Raw genomic sequence first — 21,217 nt, 5'->3', positions numbered from 1 at the left:
TGGGACCGGTGGGCGGACCCGCGTCCCGCCGCCGGTCAGGCCTGGCTTCCGGGGCGGCGCATCGGCCGCAGGGCCGGGCGGGCCTTCTTCGGTGCCGGCGCCGCTTCGCCGCCGGGCAGGACGGCGGCGAGGGCGGCCACCGTGGGTGCGTCGAACAGCGTGCGGATCGGCAGCTCCGCGCCGAGGGTGGCGCGGATGCGGCTGACCAGCCGGGTGGCGAGCAGGGAGTGGCCGCCGAGGTCGAAGAACCGGTCGTCGATGCTGACCGCCGGCACGCCCAGCACCTCGGCGAACAGGGCGCAGAGCTCCCGCTCGCGCTCGGTGCGCGGGGCGCGGCCCTCGGCCGCCCCGGCGTACTCGGGCGCGGGCAGGGCCCGGCGGTCGACCTTGCCGTTGGCCGTCACCGGCAGGCTGTCCAGGACGACCACGGCGGCCGGGAGCATGTAGCCGGCGAGGCGGTCCGCGACGAAGGCGCGCAGTTCGCCGTCGGTGGCCTTGCCGGTGGCGTACACCACCAGGCGCTTGTCGCCCGGCTGGTCCTCGCGGACCACCGCGAGCGCCTGGCCGACGCCCTCGTGGGCGGTGAACGCGGCCTCCACCTCGCCGAGTTCGATCCGGAAGCCGCGGATCTTGACCTGGTCGTCGGCCCGGCCGAGGAACTCCAGGACGCCTTCCGCGGTCCACCGGGCGAGGTCGCCCGTGCGGTACATGCGGCTGCCCGGCCCGTCGAAGGGACAGGCGACGAAGCGCTCGGCGCTGAGCGCCGGACGGCCGACGTAGCCGCGGGCCAGGCCGGCCCCGGCGATGTACAGCTCGCCCGCCACGCCGGCCGGCACCGGTTGCAGGCCGGCGTCCAGCACGTACAGCCGGGTGTTGGCCAGCGGACGCCCGATCGGCACCGTGCTCGGCACCGCGGCGGCGTCGGGCATCGGGTACTGGGTGGCGCACAGGGTGGTCTCGGTCGGTCCGTACAGGGCCCGCACCGCGATGCCGGGGACGGCCTCCAGCACCCGGCGCACGGCCGGGGCGGAGACCACGTCCCCGCCGGTCAGCACCTCGCGCACGCCGGCGAAGATGTCCGGGTCCTCCTCCGCGATGACCCGGAAGAGACCGGCGGTGACGTGCACGTGGGTGAGCGCGTGGACCCGGACCAGCTCCCGGATGGCGGCCGCGTCCAGGTCGCCCTGCGGCGCGACGACCACCTGGCCGCCGGAGAGCAGCGGTACCCAGATCTCGTAGGTCGAGGCGTCGAAGGCGTGCGGCGCGTGGAACAGCACCCGCAGGCCCTCGTCGTGCCGCCAGCACGGGTCGGTGGCGAGCTGCACCACGTCCCGGTGGCTGATCGCGATGCCCTTGGGCTCCCCGGTGGAGCCCGAGGTGAACATCACGTACGCGAGCTGCTCCGGGTGGGGCGCGGCCCGGTGGGCGCGCCGCTCGCGCGGACCGTCGAACCAGCCCGCGGTGAGCGGCAGGACGGGGCAGGGGGCGTCGGCGGCCAGCGGGTGGTCGCGGTGGGCCGGGTCGACCAGGACGAGGGCCGCGGCCGTCTCGGCGGTGATCCCGCGCAGCCGCTCGGCCGGGTGGCGGTCGTCCAGCGGGACGTAGGTGCCGCCCGCCTTGGCCACCGCGAGGATCGCCGTCAGCAGGTCGGCGGAGCGGTCCATCAGCAGGACCACCGGCGTCTCGGCGCCGACCCCGGCGTCGGCCAGGTGGGCCGCCAGGTGCTCGGCCCGGGAGTCCAGCTCGGCGTAGCTGAGGGTGCCGTCCTGCGAGACCACGGCCGGCGCGTCGGGGGTGGCGGCGGCCCGGGCCTCGAACAGTTCCGGCAGGGTCGCGTCCGGGACGGGCGCGGCGGTGTCGTTCCAGCCGGTGAGCAGCTGCTCGCGCTCGGCCGGGTCGAGGATCTCGATGCCGCCGATCGGCGCGTCCGGGGCGGCCACGGCGGCGCGCAGGACGCGCAGCAGCCGCTCGCCGAGGGCGGCCACGGTGGCGTGGTCGAAGAGGTCGACGGCGTACTCGACCGCCACCGTCAGGCCCGCCTGCGGGCCCTGCTCGGTGAAGCGGAAGGACAGGTCGAACTTGGCCACGTCCAGCTCGAAGGGGTGCTCCGCGCAGCCCAGGTCGCCGAAGGCGTCCGGCACCGGGACCCGGCCCTCCAGTGCCACCAGGGTCTGGAAGAGCGGGTGGCGGGCGGGGGTGCGGGTGGGGTTGAGCTGTTCGACCAGCCGCTCGAAGGGGATGTCCTGGTGGTCGTAGGCGTCCAGGTCGGTGCGGCGGACCCGGTCCAGCAGTTCCCGGAAGCTCGGGTCGCCGGAGGTGTCGGTGCGCAGCAGCAGGGTGTTGACGAAGAACCCGACCAGGTCGTCGAGCGCCTCGTCGGTGCGCCCGGCCACCACGGTGCCGATCGGCAGGTCGGTGCCCGCGCCGAGACGGGTGTAGAGGACGGCGACCACGGCCTGCAGCGCCATGAACAGGCTGGCGTGCTGGGACGCCGCCAACTCGCCGAGCGCGCCGTGCAGTTCGGCGTCGACGGCGACCTCCACCAGGCCTCCGCGGTGCCCCGGCACGGCCGGGCGCGGACGGTCGTAGGGGAGCGCCAGCTCCTCCGGGGCGTCGGCCAGGGCCCGCTGCCAGTAGGCGAGTTGCTCGGTCAGCAGGGCGCTGGGCCGCTCGTCGGTGCCGAGCAGTTCGCGCTGCCAGAGGGTGTAGTCGGCGTACTGCACCGGCAGCGGCTCCCACTGCGGCTCGGTGCCGGCCAGCCGGGCCTCGTACGCCTCGGCGAGGTCGCGGAAGAGCGGGCCGACCGACCAGCCGTCACTGGCGATGTGGTGCATCAGCACCAGCAGGACGTGCTCGTCGTGCGGCAGTGACAGCAGGGTGGCGCGCACCGGCAGGTCGCGGGCGAGGTCGAAGACCTCCTCGCCGGCCGCGGACAGCGCGGCCCGCAGCTCCGCCTCGTCGGCCACCGTGACGTGCCGCAGGGCGAGTTCGGCGGCCTCGGTGACGAGCTGGTGCGGGTGGCCGTCGACGGTCGGGAGGACGGTGCGCATGACCTCGTGCCGCCGCACCACGTCCCGGACCGCCCGCTCCAGGGCGGGCAGGTCGACGGCGCCGGTGAGCCGGACCGCGACGGGGGTGTTGTAGAGCGCGCTCGGGCCCTCGAACTGCTCGATGAACCACAGGCGTTGCTGGGCCGAGGAGAGCGGCACGCGCTCGGGGCGCTCGGCCGGCCGCAGGGCCGGACGGGCCGTCGCGGAGTCGGGCAGCGCGGCGGCCAGCAGGGCCACCGTCGGGTTGTCGAAGAGCGTGCGGATCGGCAGTTCGGCGCCGAGGCCGGCGCGGATGCGGCTGACCAGCTTGGTGGCGAGCAGCGAGTGGCCGCCGCGGTCGAAGAAGTTGTCGTCGATGCTGATCCGGGCCAGCCCGAGGACCTCGGCGAACAGCCCGCACAGGGCCTGCTCGGTGGCGTTGCGCGGCTCGCGCCCGCCGTCGGCGCCGTTGTAGTCGGGCGCGGGCAGGGCCTTGCGGTCCACCTTGCCGTTGGGGTTCACCGGCAGCTCGTCGAGGACGACGATCGCGGCGGGCAGCATGTAGCCGGGCAGCCGCTCGGTGACGAAGTCGCGCAGCTCGTCGGCCCGCACCTCGCCGGTGACGTAGGCGACCAGGCGCTTGTCGCCCGGCTGGTCCTGGCGGACCGCCACGCAGACCTGGCCGACGGCCGGGTGGGCGGTGAACGCGGCCTCCACCTCGCCGAGTTCGATCCGGAAGCCGCGCAGCTTGACCTGGTCGTCCGCTCGACCGACGAACTCCAGTTCGCCGGCGGGGGTCCAGCGCACCACGTCGCCGGTGCGGTACATCCGGCTGCCGGGCTCGCCGAACGGGCAGGCCGTGAAGCGCTCGGAGGTCAGGCCGGGGCGCCCGACGTAGCCGCGGGCCATACCGGTGCCGCCGATGTACAGCTCGCCGGGCACGCCGACCGGCACCGGGCGCAGCCCGGCGTCCAGCACGTACAGCCGGTTGTTGGGCAGCGGCCGGCCGATCGGCACGACGGCGGGCACCTCGGCGGCCGAGGTCATCGGGAAGTGCGTCGCGAAGGTGGTCGTCTCGGTCGGCCCGTAGACGTTGACCAGCCGCAGCCCGGGGCAGGTGTCCAGGACCCGCCGCATGGCGACCGGCGAGGCGATGTCCCCGCCCGTCCACACCTCGTGCAGCCCGGTGAAGGTCTCCGGGGCCTCGGCGGCCAGCACGTTGAACAGGCCGACGCTGATCCAGGCGGAGGTGGTCCGCTCGTGGCCGATCACCGCCGCCAGCTCGGCGATGCCGAGCCGGCCGGCCGGGGCGATCACCAGCTGGCCGCCGGAGAGCAGCGGGGTCCAGATCTCGTAGGTGGAGGCGTCGAAGGCGGAGGGGGCGTGCACCGGCAGCCGCTCGTGGCCGCCACCGGTGAACTGCCCGCCGAGCGCGAGGTCCACCACCGCGCGGTGGGTGATGGCGATGCCCTTGGGCACGCCGGTCGAGCCGGAGGTGTGCATCACGTACACCAACTGGTCGGCGTGCTGCGGCAGTCCGAGGTTCTCGGGGTGCTCCCCGGCGTGCGGGTCGAGCACCGTCAGCCCGGCCAGCGCGGGGTGCTCGCGGTGCGCGGCGTCGGCCAGCACCAGCCCGGCCCCGGCGTCCGCGAGGACGGTCCGCAGCCGGTCCGTCGGCTGGGCGTCGTCCAGCGGTACGTAGAGGCCGCCGGCCTTGAGCACCGCCAGGATCGCCACCACCTGGGCGGCCGAGCGGTCGATCATCAGCGCGACCGGCGTCTCCCGGACGACCCCGGCCTCGACCAGCCGCAGCGCCAGGCCGTTGGCCCGGGCGTTGAGCTGGGCGTAGGTCAGCTCGGCGTCCTCGGCGGTGAGCGCGATCGCGTCCGGGGTCGCGGCGACCCGCGCCTCGAACAGCTCGGGCAGCGAGCCCTCCGGCAGCGGGGTGCTGGTGCCGCTCCACTCGGTGATCAGCTCGGCGCGCTCGGCCGCGGTCAACACCTCGACGGTGCCGACGAGTTCGGCCGGGTCGGCGACGATCCGGTCGAGCAGGGCGAGGAAGCGGTCCAGCAGGGCGCGGGCCTCGTCGGAGGTGAAGGCGTCCGGCTGGTGGTCCAGCCGCAGCTGCAGGCCGTCGCCGGGGGTGAGGGCGAGCGCCAGCGGGTAGTGGGCACTGTCGACGTCCTCGACCAGGTGGACGCGGGTGGCGCCGCTCGGGTCGGCGTCGTCCAGGGCGGACGGGTCCGGGTAGTTGCCGTACACCGTGACGGTGTCGAACAGGCTTCCCATGCCCGCGAGTTGCTGGATCTCGGTGAGGCTGAGGTGCTGGTGGTCCAGCAGGGCGGACTGCTCGTGCTGGAGACGCAGCAGCAGCTGGCCCCAGCTCTCCGCCTGGTCCAGGCGCACCCGCACCGGCACGGTGTTGATGAGCAGGCCCATCATCCGCTCCACGCCCGGCAGGTCGTGCGGCCGGCCGGAGACGGTGGTGCCGAACAGCACGTCCTCGCGCCCGGTGAGCCGGGCCAGCAGCACGCCCCAGGCCGCCTGGACCAGGGTGTTGAGGGTGACGCCGTAACGGCGGGCGGTGCGGGCGAGGGCCTCGGTGGTCTCCGGGGTGAGCCCGGTGTGCAGGCGCAGCGGCAGCTGCGGGGTGGCGGCGGAGCGGTCGGGGGCGAGCAGGGTGGGCTCGTCGGCGCCCGCCAGGGCCTGCGCCCAGGCGGCGCGGGCGGCCGCGCCGTCGCGCCGGGTGATCCAGCGCAGGTACTCGCGGTACGGGGCGGCCGGGGCGAGCGGCTGCTCGAAGTACAGGGCCCACAGCTCCTCGGCGAACAGCGGGGTGGACCAGCCGTCCAGCAGGATGTGGTGGGCGGAGGCGATCAGCTGATGGCGCCCGGGCGCGAGCCGGATCAGGGTGTAGCGCAGCAGCGGGGGGCGGTCGAGGTCGAAGCGGCGGCCGTACTCGGCGGCGGCGATCCGGGCGGCCTCCGCCGCCGGGTCGGCGTGGGCGCTCAGGTCGACGACGGTGAAGGGCAGCTCGACGCCGTCCGGGACGACCTGCACGGGCGGGCCGTCGTGCCGCTGGTGGAACGCGGCCTTGAGGTTCGGCTGGCGGGTCAGCAGCGCCTCGGCGGCGGTGCGCAGGCGGTCGGCGTCCACCGGGCCGGTGAGCTCGAAGGTCACGACCGAGGTGTAGACGTCCGCGCCGTCGGCGTCGTACGCCGAGTGGAAGGCCATGCCCTGCTGGAGCGGCGAGGTGGGCCAGACGTCGACCAGGCGGGCGGGGGCGTGGTGGGCGGCGAGCTCGTCGACCTCGCTCTGGGTGACGGCGACCAGCGGGAAGTCGGAGGGGGTGTGCCCGCCCGCGTCCGGCCGATCGGCGTGCTCGGCGAGCGCGCCCAGCGCGGCGAACCAGGCCTCGGCGAAGGCGCGCACCCGCTCCTCGGAGAGCAGCCCGGTGGCGTAGGACCACTGGGCGACCAGCAGCGGGCCCTGCGGGGTGTCCACGGTGGTGGCGTCCAGGCCGAGCACCCGGCCGAGCGCGAGGCCGGTCGCGGCGCCCTCGGACATCGCCTCGGTGCCGGCGAGCACGTCCTCGGCGGTGACGCCCTCGGGCGCGAAGCGGCCCAGGTAGTTGAACTCGATCTGCGGGTCGGCGCAGCCGGCCAGGACGGCGGCGGTGTCCGGGTTGAGGTGGCGCAGCAGGCCGAAGCCGATGCCGTTGTCCGGCACGGCGCGCAGCTGCTCCTTCACCCGGCCGAGGGCCCGGCCGAGCCCGGGGCCGGCCGCGGTGACCTCGGACCAGTCCAGCGCCCCGGGGGCGAGCCGGACGGGGTAGACGGAGGTGAACCAGCCGGCGGTGCGGTGCAGGTCGACGCCGTCGACGATCTCCTCGCGGCCGTGGCCCTCCACGGTGACCAGCACGGCGCCGTCGGGCCCGGTGGTCTCCCGGCCGCGCCAGTGGCCGAGGGCCAGCGCCAGCCCGGTCAGCAGCACGTCGTTGACCTGGGCGTGGTAGGCGGCGGTGACCTTGGTGAGCAGCGCCCGGGTGGTCTCGGCGGGCAGCACGAGCCGCAGCAGGCCCTCGGTGGCGTAGGTGTCCGTGGCAGGGTCCAGCGGGCGGTCGCCGAGCAGCGGGTCCGGGGTGGCCAACGCGGCCTGCCAGAGCGGGAGTTCGGCGGCCCGGCGGTCGGTGTTCGCCTCGGCGGTGAGCCGCTGGGCCCAGCGGCGGAAGGAGGTGGGCACCGGCGCGAGCTCGACGGCGCGGCCCTCGCGGAGCGCGGCGAGCGCGCCGAGCAGGTCCTCCTCGACGATGCGCCAGGTGACGCCGTCCACCACCAGGTGGTGGATCACCAGCAGCAGCTGCGAGGGCGCCTGCGGACCCGCGTCGAAGCGCACGGCCTGGACCATCCGCCCGTCCTCGGGGGACAGGCGCTCGCGGGCGGCCCCGGTCTCGGCGCGCAGCGCCTCGGCGGTGGCCGGGCCCTCGACCCGGCGCAGCACGGCGTCGGCGGGGACGGCGCCGGCCTCGGGCACGTGCAGCGTCCAGGGGCGCTCGGCGAGCGGGGAGGTGCGGGCACGGAACAGGTCGTGGTGGTCGAGCAGGGCCTGGACGGCGGCGGTCAGGTGCTCCTGCGGGGTGCCGGCGGGCAGGGTGAGCACGGTGGACTGGTAGAAGCTCTCGACCGCGCCGTGCTGGGCGGCCAGCCAGTGCACGATGGGCGTCGGCGGCACCTCGCCGAGGCCGGCGCCGGCGGGCTCGACGACGACCGGGCCCTCCAGCGGACGGGCGATCCGCGCCAGCGCCTCGACGGTCGGGGCGAGGAACACCTCGCGCGGGGTGAGCTGGAGGCCCGCGTGCCGGGCCCGGGAGACCAGCTGGATGGCCACGATGGAGTCGCCGCCGAGCTCGAAGAAGGAGTCGGTGACGCCCACCCGGGGCAGTCCCAGCACCTCGCCGAACAGCCGGACCAGGGTGTGCTCCAGCTCCCCGGCGGGGGCGCGGCCCTCCTCCTCGCCGGCGCCGAACACCGGCGCGGGCAGGGCGCGCTTGTCGACCTTGCCGTTGGGCGTGAGCGGCAGCCGGTCGAGCACCACGACGGTGGGCACCATGTGGTCGGGCAGCCGCTCGGCGCAGTACGCGCGCAGCTCGGCCGGGTCGGCGGCGCCGACGGTGTAGCCGACCAGGCGGCGCTCGCCCGGGCGGTCCTCGCGGACCAGCACCACGGCCTGGCGGACCTCGGGGTGGGCCGAGAGGGTCTGCTCGATCTCGCCGAGCTCCACCCGGAAGCCGCGGATCTTCACCTGGTCGTCGGCCCGGCCGAGGAAGTCCAGCTGGCCGTCCGGGCGGTAGCTGCCGAGGTCGCCGGTGCGGTACATCCGCTCGCCGGGCCCGCCGTACGGGTCGGCCACGAAGCGCTCGGCGGTCAGGCCGGGGCGGTTCAGGTAGCCGCGGGCCAGGTGCGGGCCGGCGAGGTACAGCTCGCCCACGGTGCCCGGCTCGACCCGGCGCAGCTGCTCGTCCAGCACGTGGATGCGCACGTCCTGGCAGGGCCGGCCGATCGGGGGCAGCTCGTCGCCGGTCAGCGGCTCGCTCATGCTGACGATGACGGTGGCCTCGGTCGGTCCGTAGCTGTTGAGCATCAGCCGGCCGCGGCCGCAGCGGGCGGCCAGCTCGCGGGAGACCGCCTCGCCGCCGCCGATCAGGGTGCGCAGCGAGGGCATCGGGAGGTCGGGCAGGGTGGAGATCATCGCGGTGGCGATGTCGGCGTGGGTGACGCCGTACTGGTCGATCAGGGCGGCCAGCGGCTCGCCGACCAGCTGGCTCTGCTCGCGCGGCAGCACCAGGGCGGCGCCGGTGGTGAGCGCCACGGACAGGTCGGAGACCGAGACGTCGAAGCTGAGCGAGGAGGCCTGGAGCACCCGGCTGCCGGGGCCGACCCCGGTGGCGGCGACCTGGGTGCCGATCATGCTGGGCAGCCCGGTGTGGGTGACGGCCACGCCCTTGGGCACGCCGGTGGAGCCGGAGGTGTAGATGACGTACGCGGTGTTCAGGGCGCTCACCGGCCGGACCCGCTCGGCGGCGGTGAACGGCGTGCCGGGCCGGGCGTCGAGGTCGGCCCGGTGCTCGGCGGAGTCGAGCAGCAGCCGGGGGGCGTCGGTCGCGGGCAGCTGCCCGGCGGCCCCGGCGGTGGTGAGCACCAGGGCGGCGCGGGAGTCGGTCAGCATGTGGCGCAGCCGCTCGGCCGGGTAGGCCGGGTCGGCGGGCAGCCAGGCGGCGCCGGTCTTGGCGACGGCGAGGATCGCGGCGACCGCCTCGGGGGACTTCGGCAGGGCCAGCGCGACGACGTCCTCGGTGCCCAGGCCGCGGGCGGCCAGCACCCGGGCCAGCCGGTTGGCGCGGGCGTCCAGTTCGGCGTAGGTGAGGGTGGTGCCCTCGGCGTACAGGGCGGGGGCGTCCGGGGTGCGGGCGACCTGGGCGTCGACCAGCTCGGTGAGGGTCGGGCGGGCGGGTGCCCCTGCGGCCAGCCGGGCGGCCAGCGCGGTGGGGGTGGGGGCCTCCGCCAGGACGGGCAGCGCCAGGCGGACGCCGAACTCGGCGTGCACCCGGGCCAGCAGCCGCTCGGCGGCGGGCCGGTCGCCGCCCAGGTCGTAGAAGCCCGCCGCGGGGTCGACCGACTCCTGGCCGAGCACCTCCGCGAACAGTCGGCACAGGACCTCGGCCGCTTCCGGCCGCTGCTCGGATCTGTGCGTCTGCTGGACCCCGGACATGTGACTCTCTCCCTTGTGCGGCTGGCCCCCGCGGTGGCGGGAGCGGCGAGCTGGGTTGACCCCGGGGCGGTCGGCCCGGGGGTCGGCGGAGCGATGTTGCGGTCGTCTCGCGGTGCTGCGGTGTGCTTGGTGCGACGGCCGTGCGGCGCGGCGGTGCGGAGGGTGGGAGTGTGCCGGGGCCGTTTCGGTGCACGCGCGTAGACGTCGGACACGGGACAGCGCCGGCGGCGTGAGGGTGCGCCGCGCGGCGGTGGGGTGCTGCGGTGGTGTGGCGGGGCGGTGTCGGCGGGTTCCGGCGAGGCGGTGGGCCGACGGCCCGGGGAGCGGCCGGACGGGCGGCGGCTCGGGCGCGGTACCGCGCCGGGTGAGCGGGCGGTGCGCGCTGTGCTCAGTGCTCTGTGCTCTGCGCTCGTCGCCGGGGCGGTGCGGCCGGGGAGCGGCTGCTCGGCGTGGATCCCCGTGCGGAGGCCGTGTGGTCGTTCAGCCGTCCGACGGTCGGTGCGCGGAGGGCGCGATCAGTTCTCGGACAGGTGCGCGATCAGGCTCTTCGGCCGCAGATCCTGCCAGTTCTGCTCGACGTAGTCGAGGCAGTCCTGCCGTCCGGCGGCACCGAACGCCTGCTGCCAGCCGGCGGGCACCGGGCTGAAGGCCGGCCACAGCGAGTGCTGGCCCTCGTCGTTCACCAGGACGAGGTAGCTGGCCTCGGCATCCTCGAACGGGTTCGCCATCGTCGGTTCCTCTCTGTTCGGAGCTGTCTGGAGCTGTTCGGAACTGTGCGGAACGGTGCGGAGCTGTGCGCGGTAGTGCGGGAGCGTGAGGAGCGGGGCGGTCGAACGGAGCCGCGGCTCACGCACCCCAGCCGGAGTCCTCGCTGGGGCCGGCGACGGCGATGGAGACGGCGGGCAGGTGCGGCTGGGCGTGGAGCTGGAGGCCCACCACGGCGGCCAGCAGAACGGCGAGTGTCCCGAGCATCTTGTGGACGCGGACGGCAAGGCTTGGCATCGCGAATTCCTCTTCCTGAGGAGGGCGGTCTGCCCTCTTCGCTCTGAACCGCATCCTGCCGAAGGCCCAAACGTGCGTGGAAGCTCTGACTGTGATCGTGAACACGCAATGCGGGAACCGGAAGCCCGGGCAGATCGTGTCAAAAACAGACAGACATGATCCAAATCACACCCGGTACTGTCAGATCAGTGGTGGGAACTCCGATGGCGCGGGGGACATCGCAGCGCGGAGGCGGGCACCCCGGCGCGCCGCAGCGAGCCCCGGCGCAGTTCCTCCCGGACGGCCGGCCAGTCCTCGACCCACGGCCGGCCCGTCCCGGCCGGCGACTCCAGGGCGAGCGTCGCCAGGTACGCGCGCTTGAGCGCGGCCCGTTCGTCCTGCACGCGGCCCGCGGACTGCTCGATCCGGCGCAGCCGGGCGTGCAACCGCTCCAGCGCGCCCCCGCCCGTCAGCAGCCGCCGCGCCTCGGGCCCGAAACGGAACCCGGGCGCCAGCAGCGGCCAGGCCGCCCGCCACGCCCGGAACACCTCGCGGTGGCTCGGCCCCCACTCCCGCTCGGCCAGCGACAGCCGCTCCAGCGCGGCCGCCTCGGTCGGCGCCGTACAGGTCTCGCGCAGCGCCCGGGAGAGCGCACTCCAGTCCTCGCCTGGCGCGTGCCGCAGCGCCCCGTGCAGCAGATGGGCCACCGAACCGTGCACCACGGTGCGGGGCCACTGCTCGGCCGCCGCCTCGGCCAGCACCGCGCCGGTGCCGCCGACCAGCACCCAGACCTCCCGCACCCCGCGCCCGGCCAGCCCGGCCAGCACCTGGGGCCACTGCTCCCCGTCCGCGGCCGGCCACAGGCCCAGCACCTCGCGCCGGCCCTCGACCGAGATCCCGAGCGCCAGGTGCACCAGCGGACCGCCCGAGCGTCCGCTGCGCACCGAGTCCACGAAGACCACCGGGTAGACCGGGTCGAGCCGCCGCCCGCGCCGCTCGGCGAGCTCGTCGAGCACCTGGTCGGTGATGGCCGAGACGGTCTCCCGGCTGAGCTCCACGCCGTACACCTCGGCCAGGTGCGCCACCAGTTCGCCCGAACTGAGGCCGCGCGCGGTCAGCGAGATCACCAGCCGGTCGAGCCCGGGCAGCCGCCGGGCCCGGGGGAGGACGGACTTGGGGGCGAAACTGCCCTCGCGGTCCCGGGGCACCCGCACCTCGACCGGACCGATCTCGGTGAGCAGCCGTCTGGCCCGGGCGCCGTTGCGGCCGTTGGTGCCCGCGCCGGTGCCGGACCCGCGCAGATGCTCCTGGAGTTCGAGCTCCAGGGCGCCCTCGATCAACTGCTTGGCGAAGGCCTGGAGAATCCCGCCGTCGCCCAGCAGCCGGACGGCGCCGGAACCGACCTGTGCGGCGGCGGCCTCCGCCAACTGTCGCACCAGGCGCTGGTCCACCAGGCCGGAGAGGGCGGCAGGCGGTGTCGCCGGATCGGAATCAGCTCGCAACTGGGGGTGCCTTCCGTCTGTAGGCCGTTCCATTCACCGACCGCCCGCCCCGGACGCCCCGACGGGACGTCAGGTGCGATGGGCCGGCAATCCCCCGGTCACCGCTGCCGGGTGCGGTCGTGCTCGTGCCCGACGGCTCCCCCGCTTGCGTGCACGCCCGACTACCGTCAGCTGATGATTTCCGCGCCCTTTGGGCGTACACTCACGGCTGTCGGAGCCCGGGGGGCGGCTTCCGAACGGCAGTCACTTCTCATCTTGCCGGTTCTGATGCCTGGTGGAAGCCGGTTCGGGCATTCGTGAAACCGCAATGCCGAAGCCGGAAGGATGCCCAGATGTGCCCAACCCAGGACAAGAGCATGGAAAGGGGAACACCCCAGCTCTGCGACCGGGGCATCGAGTTCTACCGCACGGCACTGGTCGAGGGTGAGGCCACCGGCGAGGCCCCCGAGTGCCTGCTCGCGATGGGTCTGCTGCGCCCGCTGCCCGGCTCCGGCCAGCGGCTGGCCCCCGTCCCGCCCGACATCGCCGTCACCGGGTTGACCCGGCCGCTCGAACTCGCCGTACTGGCCCACCAGGAACGGCTCGCCGAACTGCACACCTCCTTCCACGCCGCCGAGCACGCCTACAAGGACGTCATGCGGCGGGCCAAGTTGCCGATCCGGCTGCTGGCGGGCGACGAGATCAGCCCCGCGCTGGAGAAGGCCGTCGCCGGCTGCTCCGAGGAACTGCTCACCGCCCAGCCGGGCGGCGGCCGTGCCACCGAGCAACTGGCCGACGCGCTCCCGCGCGACCTCGCCCTGGCCGGCCGCGGCGTACGCCAGCGCACCCTCTACCAGCACACCGTGCGCTCGCACGGCCCGACGCTGGCCTACATCGAGCAGGTCACCGCCCAGGGTGCCCAAGTGCGCACCCTGAACGAGGTCTTCGACCGGGTGATCATCTGCGACCGCTCCACCGCCTTCATCCCGGCCGGCGCCGACCGCGCCGCCGCGGCGATGCTCATCCAGCTCCCGCCGCTGGTCGAGTACCTGCTCAAGATCTTCGAGCTGATGTGGGAGCGCGCCGAACCCGTCACCTACCAGCAGGGCCACCACCGCCCCCGGCTGCTGACCGCCCGCACCCGGCAGAACGTCCTGCGCCTGATGGTCAACGGCTACACCGACGAGGCCATCGCCTCCCGCCTCGGCATGAGCACCCGGACGGTCTCCAGCCACATCCAGAAGGCCAGCGAACTCCTCGGCAGCCGCAGCCGCGGCCACCTCGGCTACATCATCGCCCGCCAGGGCGTCCTCGACGAGCCGCTCGACGAACTCTGAGGGCGCCGAGGAGAACTGACGAGCAAACGACAGAGCGGGCCCGGCGGAATCTCCGCCGGGCCCGCTCGGCGATTGCCGGGGGAGGACCCTTGGCCGGGTGGCCTCGCCCGCTGGCGCGAGGACGGCACGCTGGACTACCTGGGTCGTACGGACGACCAGGTGAAGGTGCGCGGTTACCGGATCGAGCTGGGCGAGATCGAGGCCGCCCTGCTCGGCCGGCCCGGGATCGCGCAGGCCACCGTGATCGTCCGCGAGGACGTCCCCGGTGACCGGCGCATCGCCGCCTACGTCGTCCCGGCCGTGGACGCGGCCGGTGCGGGGATCGACACCACCGAGATCCGGGCCGGGCTGGGCGCCGTCCTGCCCGAGTACATGGTCCCGTCCGCGATCACGGTGCTGGACGCGCTGCCGCTGACGGTCAACGGCAAGCTGGATCGCCGTGCGCTGCCGGTGCCGGACCGGGCGGAGCTGCTGGAGTCGTCCTACCGGGCGCCGCGCACGGCGGACGAGCGGCTGGTCTGCGAGGTGTTCGCCGAGGTCCTGGGCCTGCCCCAGGTGGGCATCGACGACAACTTCTTCGAGCTGGGCGGGCATTCGCTGCTGGCGGTGACGCTGGTCGACCGGCTGCGGTCGACGCTCGGGGTCACGGTGGGGGTCCGGAACCTCTTCGAGGGCCCCACGGTCGAGTCCCTGGTCCGGGGGCTGCGCCGGCCGGTGGGCGCGGAGGGGCTCAAGGTCCTGCTCCCGCTGCGCGCGGGTGGCGAGCGGCCGCCGTTCTTCGCGGTGCACCCGGCCGGTGGTCTCAGCTGGTGCTACGCCTCGCTGACCGGGATCACGCCCGAGGAATGGCCGCTGTACGGCCTCCAGGCACGCGGCCTGAGCGAGCCGGGCGCGCTGCCGGGTTCGGTCAAGGAGATGGCGGCGGACTACGTCGAGCAGGTCCGGGCGGTGCAGCCGAGCGGCCCGTACCACCTGCTGGGCTGGTCGCTGGGAGGTGTCGTCGCGCACGAGATGGCGGTGCAGCTGCAGGCCGTCGGCGAGGAGGTCGGCGCGCTGGTCGTGCTCGACGCCTACCCGTCGGTCACCGTGGACCAGGGCGTGGACGAGCCCGGGATCGAGGAGGTCGACTGGACCGACGCCGTCCTGCGGGTCGGCGAGCGCTTCGGTCTCGACCTCTTGGTCTGGAGGGTTAGGACCCCGGCAGGAAGCACCGGTAGGAGCAGGGGACACCGAGGGGCGCGCCGGACGACCGGCGGGCCCCTCGGTCCGGTCCGGTCCGGGCGGGGACGGGCGGGGACGGGGCAGACAGGGGGGCGGCGGCGCGGAGGCTTATGACAACGCCATTGACGTGTGACGGGGCCGCCGGTTTCATGGCTCGCACTTCCCGCCCGCGTCACCCTCTGCGACCGGTGCCGGGATTCCCCCACACGCGCACCCCACGACCAAGGCGGTGATCCGTTGGCATCGACGGTGAAGGACACGGGCGGCGGCCCGAGAGCGGACGTGCGAGGCTCCCACGTCACGATGCGCAAGTCGCTCGGCCTGGTGGACGGAGCGGTGATCGCCGCCTCCAGCACGGCCGCCACCAGCAGCATCGGGATCGGCCTGGGCCTGATGGCCGGGGTGGTCGGCCTGCACCTTCCGGCGATCATGCTGCTGGCCTTCCTGCCGGTGCTCGCCATCGCCGGAGGATACGGGCGGCTGAACGCCGTCGAGCCGGACGCGGGCAGCAGCTACCGGTGGGTCGGGCGCATCCTCAGCCCCTGGCTGGGCTTCCTGACCGGGTGGGTGAACACCGTGGGGACCGTGGTCTTCATGGCGTACACCACGACCGTCACCGGCTCCTCGATCGTCCAGCTGCTGGACCAGGCCCACGTCCGCAGCGTCGCCGGGCTGCGGCTCGACGCCGACTCGACCGTCCAGTGCACCCTGATCGGCCTGGTGGTGCTGGTGGGCGCCGCACTGGTCGCGGTGCGCGGGCTGGACCTGGCGGCCAGGCTGCAGAAGGCGCTGCTGGTCTTCGAGTACGCCGTGCTGCTCGGCTTCTGCGGCTACGGGCTGTTCGCCGGCGACCAGCCGTTCTCGCTCCAGTGGTACAACCCCTTCGACATCCCGTCCTTCGACGCGGTCGCCCAGGGCATGGTGCTCGCGGTGTTCTGCTACTGGGGCTTCGAGTCGGTGTTCAGCGTCGGCGAGGAGGTGCGCGACCCGCGGGACGCCTCCCGGGGCGGTCTGCTGGCCCTGGTGGTGATGCTGGCGCTGTTCCTGCTCGCCGGAACGGCCTTCCAACGGGTGCTGCCGATCGACGAGTTGGCCGACAACGGCGCCCACGGGCTGACCTACTTCGGCACCAAGCTCGCCGAACAGCCGCTGGCGGCACTGCCGTTGATCGCGCTGATGTTCTCCGCCGTGGCCTCGCTGCAGTCCTCGGTGATCCCGACCGCCCGCGGGATGTACGCGATGGGACGCGACCGGGTGCTCGGCCCGGTCTGGACCCGGCTGCACCCCCGGCACGCCACGCCCGCCGTCGGCACCCTGCTGATCACCGGCGTCGCGGTCGTGCTGGCGCTGGCCTCGATCGCCATCCCGACCGTCAATGACCTGATCTCGGCCGCGGTCAACGCGATCGGCATCGTCGTCGCGCTCTACTACGCGCTGACCGCCGTCGCCGCCGCCGTCCGGTTCCGCGGGCTGCTGCGCACCGATCTGCCGGAGGGGCTGCGCGCGGTCGTCGGGCCGCTGCTGGGCGCGGCGGCGCTGCTGGCCGTCGGCGGGTACCTGGCCTGGAGCTTCTACGACTCCACGGACCACTTCGAACTCGCCGCGGACAACGGGTGGTTCGAGCTGTCCGTGGTGATCATGATGGTGGTCAGCGGGCTGCCGGCGGCGGCCTGGGCCCGCTGGCGGCGGCGCTCGCCGTACTTCCTGCGGGAGGGCGCCGTGGCCGAGTGACCCAGCGGTACGGCAGGACGAATCACGAGGACGCGAGAACGGAGCACCACCCATGACCGAGGCCGATCTGGTCTTCACCCACGGCCCCGTCCACACCGGCGACGCGGCCCGCACCCGGGCGAGCGGCCTGGCGGTCGTCGGCGAACGGATCACCGCCGTCGGGCACGACGAGGTCCGGGAGCTGATCGGGCCGAGGACGGAGGTCGTCGACCTCACCGGCAAGCTGCTGCTGCCCGGCTTCCAGGACGCGCACATCCACGCGGTGTTCGGCGGCGCCGAGCTGGCCTCCTGCGACCTCACCGGGACGGTCGGCGTCGCCGACTACCTGGAGCGCGTCCGGGCCTACGCCGACGCCAACCCGGAGCAGGAGTGGATCACCGGCAGTGGGTGGTCGATGGAGAGCTTCGAGGGCGGCCTGCCCACCCGGCAGCTGCTCGACTCCGTCGTCCCCGACCGGCCCGTGTACCTGACCAACCGGGACCACCACGGCGCCTGGGCCAACACGAGGGCGCTGGAACTCGCCGGGATCACCGCCGACACCCCCGACCCGGCCGACGGACGGATCGAGCGCGAGGCCGATGGCACCCCCGGCGGCACCCTCCAGGAGGGCGCCACCGCCCTGGTCGCCCGGCTGGTGCCGCCCTCGACCGCCGCCGACCGGCTCGACGGACTGCTGCGCGCCCAGCGGCTGCTGCACTCGCTCGGCATCACCGGCTGGCAGGACGCGCTGCTCGGCGCGTTCAACGGCCAGCCGGACCCGTCGGACGCCTACCTGGCCGCCGCCCGCTCCGGCGCGCTGACCGCCCGGGTGACCGGCGCGCTGTGGTGGGAGCGGGACCGGGGCGCCGAACAGATCCCCGAACTCGTGCGGCGACGCGCGGAGTTGAGCCACGGACGGTTCCGGGCCGGCTCGGTGAAGATCATGCAGGACGGCATCGCGGAGAACTTCACCGCCGCGATGACCAGCCCCTACCTGGACGGCTGCGGCTGCGCCACCGCCAACTCCGGCCTCAGCTTCGTCGATCCGGCGGCGCTGCGCGGCCACGTCACCGCACTGGACGCGCTCGACTTCCAGGTCCACTTCCACGCGCTCGGCGACCGGGCCGTGCGCGAGGCGCTGGACGCCGTCGAGGCCGCCCGCACCGCCAACGGCCGGCGCGGCGCCCGGCACCACCTCGCCCACCTCCAGGTGGTCCACCCGGACGACCTCCCGCGCTTCGCCCGGCTCGGCGCCGTCGCCAACATCCAGCCGCTCTGGGCCGCGCACGAGCCGCAGATGGACGAGCTGACCATCCCCTTCCTCGGGCCCGAACGGGCCGCCTGGCAGTACCCGTTCGGCGCCCTCCAGCGGGCCGGCGCCACCCTGGCGGCGGGCAGCGACTGGCCGGTGAGCAGCCCGGACCCGCTGGCGGGGCTGCACGTGGCGGTCAACCGGATGGAGCCGGAGGCCACCGACGGGCGGGTCTTCCTGCCCGAGCAGCGGCTCGACCTGGGCTCGGCCATCGCCGCGTACACGGCCGGCAGCGCGTACCTCAACGGGCACGACGACGCCGGCGTGCTGGCGGCCGGGCGGCTCGCGGACCTGGTCGTGCTCGACCGGGACATCCTCACCGGGCCGCCGGAGGAGATCGCGCGGGCGCGGGTCCTGCGGACGTACGTCGGCGGGGAGCTGGTGCACGCGGCGGACTGAGCCGGGCAGGGGCCGGACCGGCCGTCGGCGGTGGGCGTACGGGGGCTCACCGCCGGCGGCCGGCGGCGTGCCCGGGCCCGGGCGGTGCCGCGCCGTCCGGCCCGCCCGCCTCAGCCGCCCGCCGCGCGCAGCCGGGCCTCGGCGGCCTCCAGGAGCAGGTCCAGGGCGTACGGGTAGCCGCTGCGGCGCATGTCGGTGGTGAGCAGGTGGGCGGTGGCCGCGATGTGGGGGTGGCCGGCGGCGTCGAGCCGGGCGTAGGAGGCCTGCCAGACCTGGAGGTCGGCGTTCTGGGCGGGGGCCGGGAGGGCGAGCGTCGCGGCGTCCAGGGCGGCGAAGCCGAGGCTCTGGTCGACGAAGGCGTGGTAGATCCGGACGGCCTCCGGGTCCGGGAAGCCCGCCGTGCGCAGGACGCCGAGGATCGTCTCGACGGCGGCGATCTCGTGGGTGCGGCCGGTGGTGCGGTGGGCGGCGAGGATGGCGGCCTGCGGGTGGGCCAGGTAGCTGGCGTGGATGCGCAGGCCGATGGCGCGCAGGTCGGCGCGCCAGTCGCCGGTGGGCCGCCAGCCGTGCTGGGCGCGGCCGATCAGCTCGTCGGCGACGGCGAGCAGCAGGTCGTCGGTGCTGTGGAAGTAGCGGTAGACCGCGCTCGGGTCGGCGCCGAGCGCCGCGCCGAGCCGCCGCACCGTGAGTGCCTCGGAGCCGTGGCTGCCGATCAGCCGGATCGCGGTCCCGACGATCAGCTCGGCGGACAGCACCACGCCCTGCTTGGTGGGGCGGCGCCGACGGCGCAGCGGTTCGGGGACTACGCGGTCGGTCATCCCCCGAGGTTATGCCCGCACCGTTGACGTAGGCCAGGGGTCGGGCGCTCCCGGCCCCGGCCGTCGGCCGGACTCAGCCCTCGTTGTGGTCCGGGGCCCAGGAGGTGCCGTTGTGGAAGTAGTTCGGCGCGCCGTGCATGCCCACGGTGCGGAACGGCTGCTGGTCGCCGAGGTCCACCCGCATCGTGCCCTTGCGGCCGTCCTTGCCGGTCCACACCAGTTCGAGGAACCAGCTGACGTCCTGGGAACGGGTGGCGGCGTCCACGTCGATCACCTGCGGGTCGGTGGCCGAGATCCGGTACGGGAAGTCCGTCGTGCCGGTCTTCCGTTCGCCCTCCCGGCCCGGGACGGGGACGACGCGCGGCGTGGCCGCGTCGAGGTCGACCGCGAAGGCCGCCGGTTCGAGCCCGCCGCCGCAGCCGGACCCGGGCGTGTAGGCGTTCCACTTGGGGGCGGGCCGGGTGCTGACCACCTGCACGGACATGGAGTTCAGCACGACGGCGTCCGAGCTCGAGCCCAGGGCGGTCAGCTCGATGCGCAGGTGCCCGGCCGGGACCAGGCGCTGGGAGGCCGCCCAGCTGTCGATCCGGCCGGTGGACGACGGGGGCGGGGTCACCTGGGCGGGGGCGCGGGCGGAGAGGAACCACTGGTCGCAGAGCCTGCCCCAGTTGTTGCTGAGGACACTGACGTGGAAGGGCGCGGGGAGGTCCTCGGGGGGCGCCGAGGCGGTGGCGGACGGGGTGTCCGCGGCGTCCGAGCCTGCGGCGTCCGAGCCCGCGGGGGCCGGCGGCGCCGGGGCACCGGTGGGCGCGGTACCGGCCGCCGCGGTGGCGGCGACGGACGGTGCGGCGGGCGGGGAGGCGGCGGCGTTCGGGGTGCCGGCGGTGCTACCGGTGCCACCGGTGTCGCGCAGGAGGAGGCCGGAGACCACGGCGGCCAGCGCGACCACGGCGGTCGCGCTCAGCAGCACCCGGGTGCGGATGCGGCGGCGCGGCCCGGCGGGCGGGGGCGCGGGGTGGGTGGTCGTCACCTCCTGTTCCTCCTCCTCCGGCGCGGCGGCGGACTGCGGTTCGGGGGCGGCTTCCGGCCGGAGCTGCGGCTCCGCTTCCGGCTGCGGCTGCGGCTGCGGCGTCGGCGTGGGCGTCGGCGCCGGTGCGGCGGCGGCCGGGGTGCCCGCGGAGGAGGCCTCCCGGCGGCGGGCCGCGTCGGCCAGGATCCAGCGGCGGTGCAGTTCGACCAGTTCCTCGCCGCCGGCCCCGCAGACCCGGGCCAGCCGCTCCACCGGCGCGTACTCGGTCGGTACGGCGGCGCCGTTGCAGTAGCGGTGCAGGGTGGAGGTGCTGACGTGCAGCCGGGTGGCCAGGGCCCCGTAGCTGCGGCCCGAACGCTCCTTGAGTTCGCGCAGCATCGCCGCGAACTCCTCAGTCTCCACACTCATCCGCTGCCCTTCCCCCATCCCGGTCCGGGATGCCGTCGATCCGCGGATCACGGTACCGGCAGGCCGGGGCGGGGACCGGGGCAGGGGAGGGCGAAGCGGCAGGTCAGCCCCTGCCGGCCGTCTCCGTGGAGGCCACCGCGTCGGCGACGCTCTCCCGGTACAGGCCGAGCTTCGGCTGCTTGCCCGCCTTCGCGCCGGCGCCGAGCGGGAAGTTCCGGGTGTCGGCGTTGGGCATCTGGTCGTCGGGCAGGACGTTCAGCTGGTCCACGTCGGCCACCCCGCCGCTGCCGGGGTTGAGGTCCACCACCGCGTAGGTGCTCCGGCCGGGAGCCAGCGCGTAGGCCGGCGGGCCGCCCAGCCCGCCCGGAACCAGCGGGGTGAGGTCGGCGCCGTGCTGGGGGGCCTTCGAGCTGCCGAGACCGATGAGCGGGTAGTAGCTCAGGCTGCAGTAGGCGGTGCCCTGGTTGTGCACCTCGATCACCCGCTGGTCGGGCGACCCGGCCCGGGCGGACACCTTGACCGTCAGCTTGTCGGCCTTGCAGGGGTGGGTGTAGGCGTACGCCTCGTCGCCGCCGGTCGCGGCCCCGCCGCCCGTGGCGGGGACCACGGGGATCTTCGGGTGGGCGGAGCCGCCTGCGGCGGGCGCCGCGGTGGCCGGGGCCGCCGGGGCCGGAGCGCCGGCGGTCGGCCGGTCGGCGGGCGCGGCGGGTGCCGCGGCACCGG

General features: G+C 75.0%; 11 protein-coding genes. 4 read left to right on the top strand and 7 right to left on the bottom strand.

What is annotated here, in order from left to right; all coding sequences use genetic code 11:
- Positions 1-35: 35 nt before the first annotated feature.
- The 4 genes from ACFVUY_RS26945 to ACFVUY_RS26930 all read right to left on the bottom strand — a co-directional run bounded on the left by ACFVUY_RS26945 (position 36) and on the right by ACFVUY_RS26930 (position 12,280).
- Positions 36-9,797 (bottom strand): amino acid adenylation domain-containing protein, encoded by a 9,762-nt coding sequence (locus ACFVUY_RS26945; RefSeq protein WP_387734050.1) that lies wholly within the window; start codon positions 9,795-9,797, stop codon positions 36-38.
- A gap of 515 nt (positions 9,798-10,312) precedes the next feature.
- Positions 10,313-10,525 (bottom strand): MbtH family protein, encoded by a 213-nt coding sequence (locus ACFVUY_RS26940; RefSeq protein ID WP_359909576.1) that lies wholly within the window; start codon positions 10,523-10,525, stop codon positions 10,313-10,315.
- A gap of 118 nt (positions 10,526-10,643) precedes the next feature.
- Complete coding sequence (locus tag ACFVUY_RS26935; protein WP_387734047.1) at positions 10,644-10,799, bottom strand: hypothetical protein; 156 nt, start codon at positions 10,797-10,799, stop codon at positions 10,644-10,646.
- Positions 10,800-10,984: 185 nt separating this feature from the next.
- Positions 10,985-12,280, bottom strand: coding sequence for an IS256 family transposase (locus ACFVUY_RS26930; RefSeq protein ID WP_387734045.1), 1,296 nt, complete (start codon positions 12,278-12,280; stop codon positions 10,985-10,987).
- Positions 12,281-12,612: 332 nt separating this feature from the next.
- Here ACFVUY_RS26930 and ACFVUY_RS26925 point away from each other — a divergent pair, with 332 nt between their 5' ends.
- The 4 genes from ACFVUY_RS26925 to ACFVUY_RS26910 all read left to right on the top strand — a co-directional run bounded on the left by ACFVUY_RS26925 (position 12,613) and on the right by ACFVUY_RS26910 (position 18,238).
- Positions 12,613-13,596: a helix-turn-helix transcriptional regulator gene (locus ACFVUY_RS26925; protein WP_359909584.1), complete on the top strand. Its 984-nt coding sequence runs from the start codon at positions 12,613-12,615 to the stop codon at positions 13,594-13,596.
- Between the two features lie 72 nt (positions 13,597-13,668).
- Positions 13,669-14,931, top strand: a complete 1,263-nt coding sequence (locus ACFVUY_RS26920; protein ID WP_387734042.1) for a thioesterase domain-containing protein — start codon at positions 13,669-13,671, stop codon at positions 14,929-14,931.
- A 189-nt stretch (positions 14,932-15,120) separates the two neighbouring features.
- Positions 15,121-16,548, top strand: coding sequence for an APC family permease (locus tag ACFVUY_RS26915; RefSeq protein ID WP_387689920.1), 1,428 nt, complete (start codon positions 15,121-15,123; stop codon positions 16,546-16,548).
- Between the two features lie 52 nt (positions 16,549-16,600).
- Complete coding sequence (locus tag ACFVUY_RS26910) at positions 16,601-18,238, top strand: amidohydrolase (RefSeq protein WP_387689918.1); 1,638 nt, start codon at positions 16,601-16,603, stop codon at positions 18,236-18,238.
- Positions 18,239-18,348: 110 nt separating this feature from the next.
- Here ACFVUY_RS26910 and ACFVUY_RS26905 read toward each other — a convergent pair whose 3' ends face one another.
- The 3 genes from ACFVUY_RS26905 to ACFVUY_RS26895 form a co-directional block, all read right to left on the bottom strand.
- Positions 18,349-19,056 carry a TetR/AcrR family transcriptional regulator gene (locus ACFVUY_RS26905; protein WP_387689917.1) on the bottom strand — a complete coding sequence of 236 codons (708 nt, stop codon included), beginning with the start codon at positions 19,054-19,056 and terminating at the stop codon, positions 18,349-18,351.
- A gap of 73 nt (positions 19,057-19,129) precedes the next feature.
- Complete coding sequence (locus ACFVUY_RS26900; protein ID WP_387734040.1) at positions 19,130-20,494, bottom strand: helix-turn-helix domain-containing protein; 1,365 nt, start codon at positions 20,492-20,494, stop codon at positions 19,130-19,132.
- A 103-nt stretch (positions 20,495-20,597) separates the two neighbouring features.
- Positions 20,598-21,217, bottom strand: a 620-nt coding sequence (locus tag ACFVUY_RS26895; RefSeq protein WP_387734037.1) for a DUF4232 domain-containing protein, incomplete at its 5' end; no start/stop codon positions are given.

The sequence above is a fragment of the Kitasatospora sp. NPDC058063 genome, assembly GCF_042885395.1.
GTDB lineage: Bacteria > Actinomycetota > Actinomycetes > Streptomycetales > Streptomycetaceae > Kitasatospora > Kitasatospora lactacystinica.
Note: the sequence above shows the minus strand (reverse complement) of the source record. Positions and strands in the feature narration are given on the sequence as shown.

What these genes read in the sequence shown, in the direction of transcription:
- ACFVUY_RS26945 (WP_387734050.1), bottom strand. Translation starts at nt 9,797, where the DNA reads ATGTCCGGGGTCCAGCAGACGCACAGATCCGAGCAGCGGCCGGAAGCG.
- ACFVUY_RS26940 (WP_359909576.1), bottom strand. Translation starts at nt 10,525, where the DNA reads ATGGCGAACCCGTTCGAGGATGCCGAGGCCAGCTACCTCGTCCTGGTG.
- ACFVUY_RS26935 (WP_387734047.1), bottom strand. Translation starts at nt 10,799, where the DNA reads ATGCCAAGCCTTGCCGTCCGCGTCCACAAGATGCTCGGGACACTCGCC.
- ACFVUY_RS26925 (WP_359909584.1), top strand. Translation starts at nt 12,613, where the DNA reads ATGTGCCCAACCCAGGACAAGAGCATGGAAAGGGGAACACCCCAGCTC.
- ACFVUY_RS26915 (WP_387689920.1), top strand. Translation starts at nt 15,121, where the DNA reads ATGCGCAAGTCGCTCGGCCTGGTGGACGGAGCGGTGATCGCCGCCTCC.
- ACFVUY_RS26910 (WP_387689918.1), top strand. Translation starts at nt 16,601, where the DNA reads ATGACCGAGGCCGATCTGGTCTTCACCCACGGCCCCGTCCACACCGGC.
- ACFVUY_RS26905 (WP_387689917.1), bottom strand. Translation starts at nt 19,056, where the DNA reads ATGACCGACCGCGTAGTCCCCGAACCGCTGCGCCGTCGGCGCCGCCCC.
- ACFVUY_RS26900 (WP_387734040.1), bottom strand. Translation starts at nt 20,494, where the DNA reads ATGAGTGTGGAGACTGAGGAGTTCGCGGCGATGCTGCGCGAACTCAAG.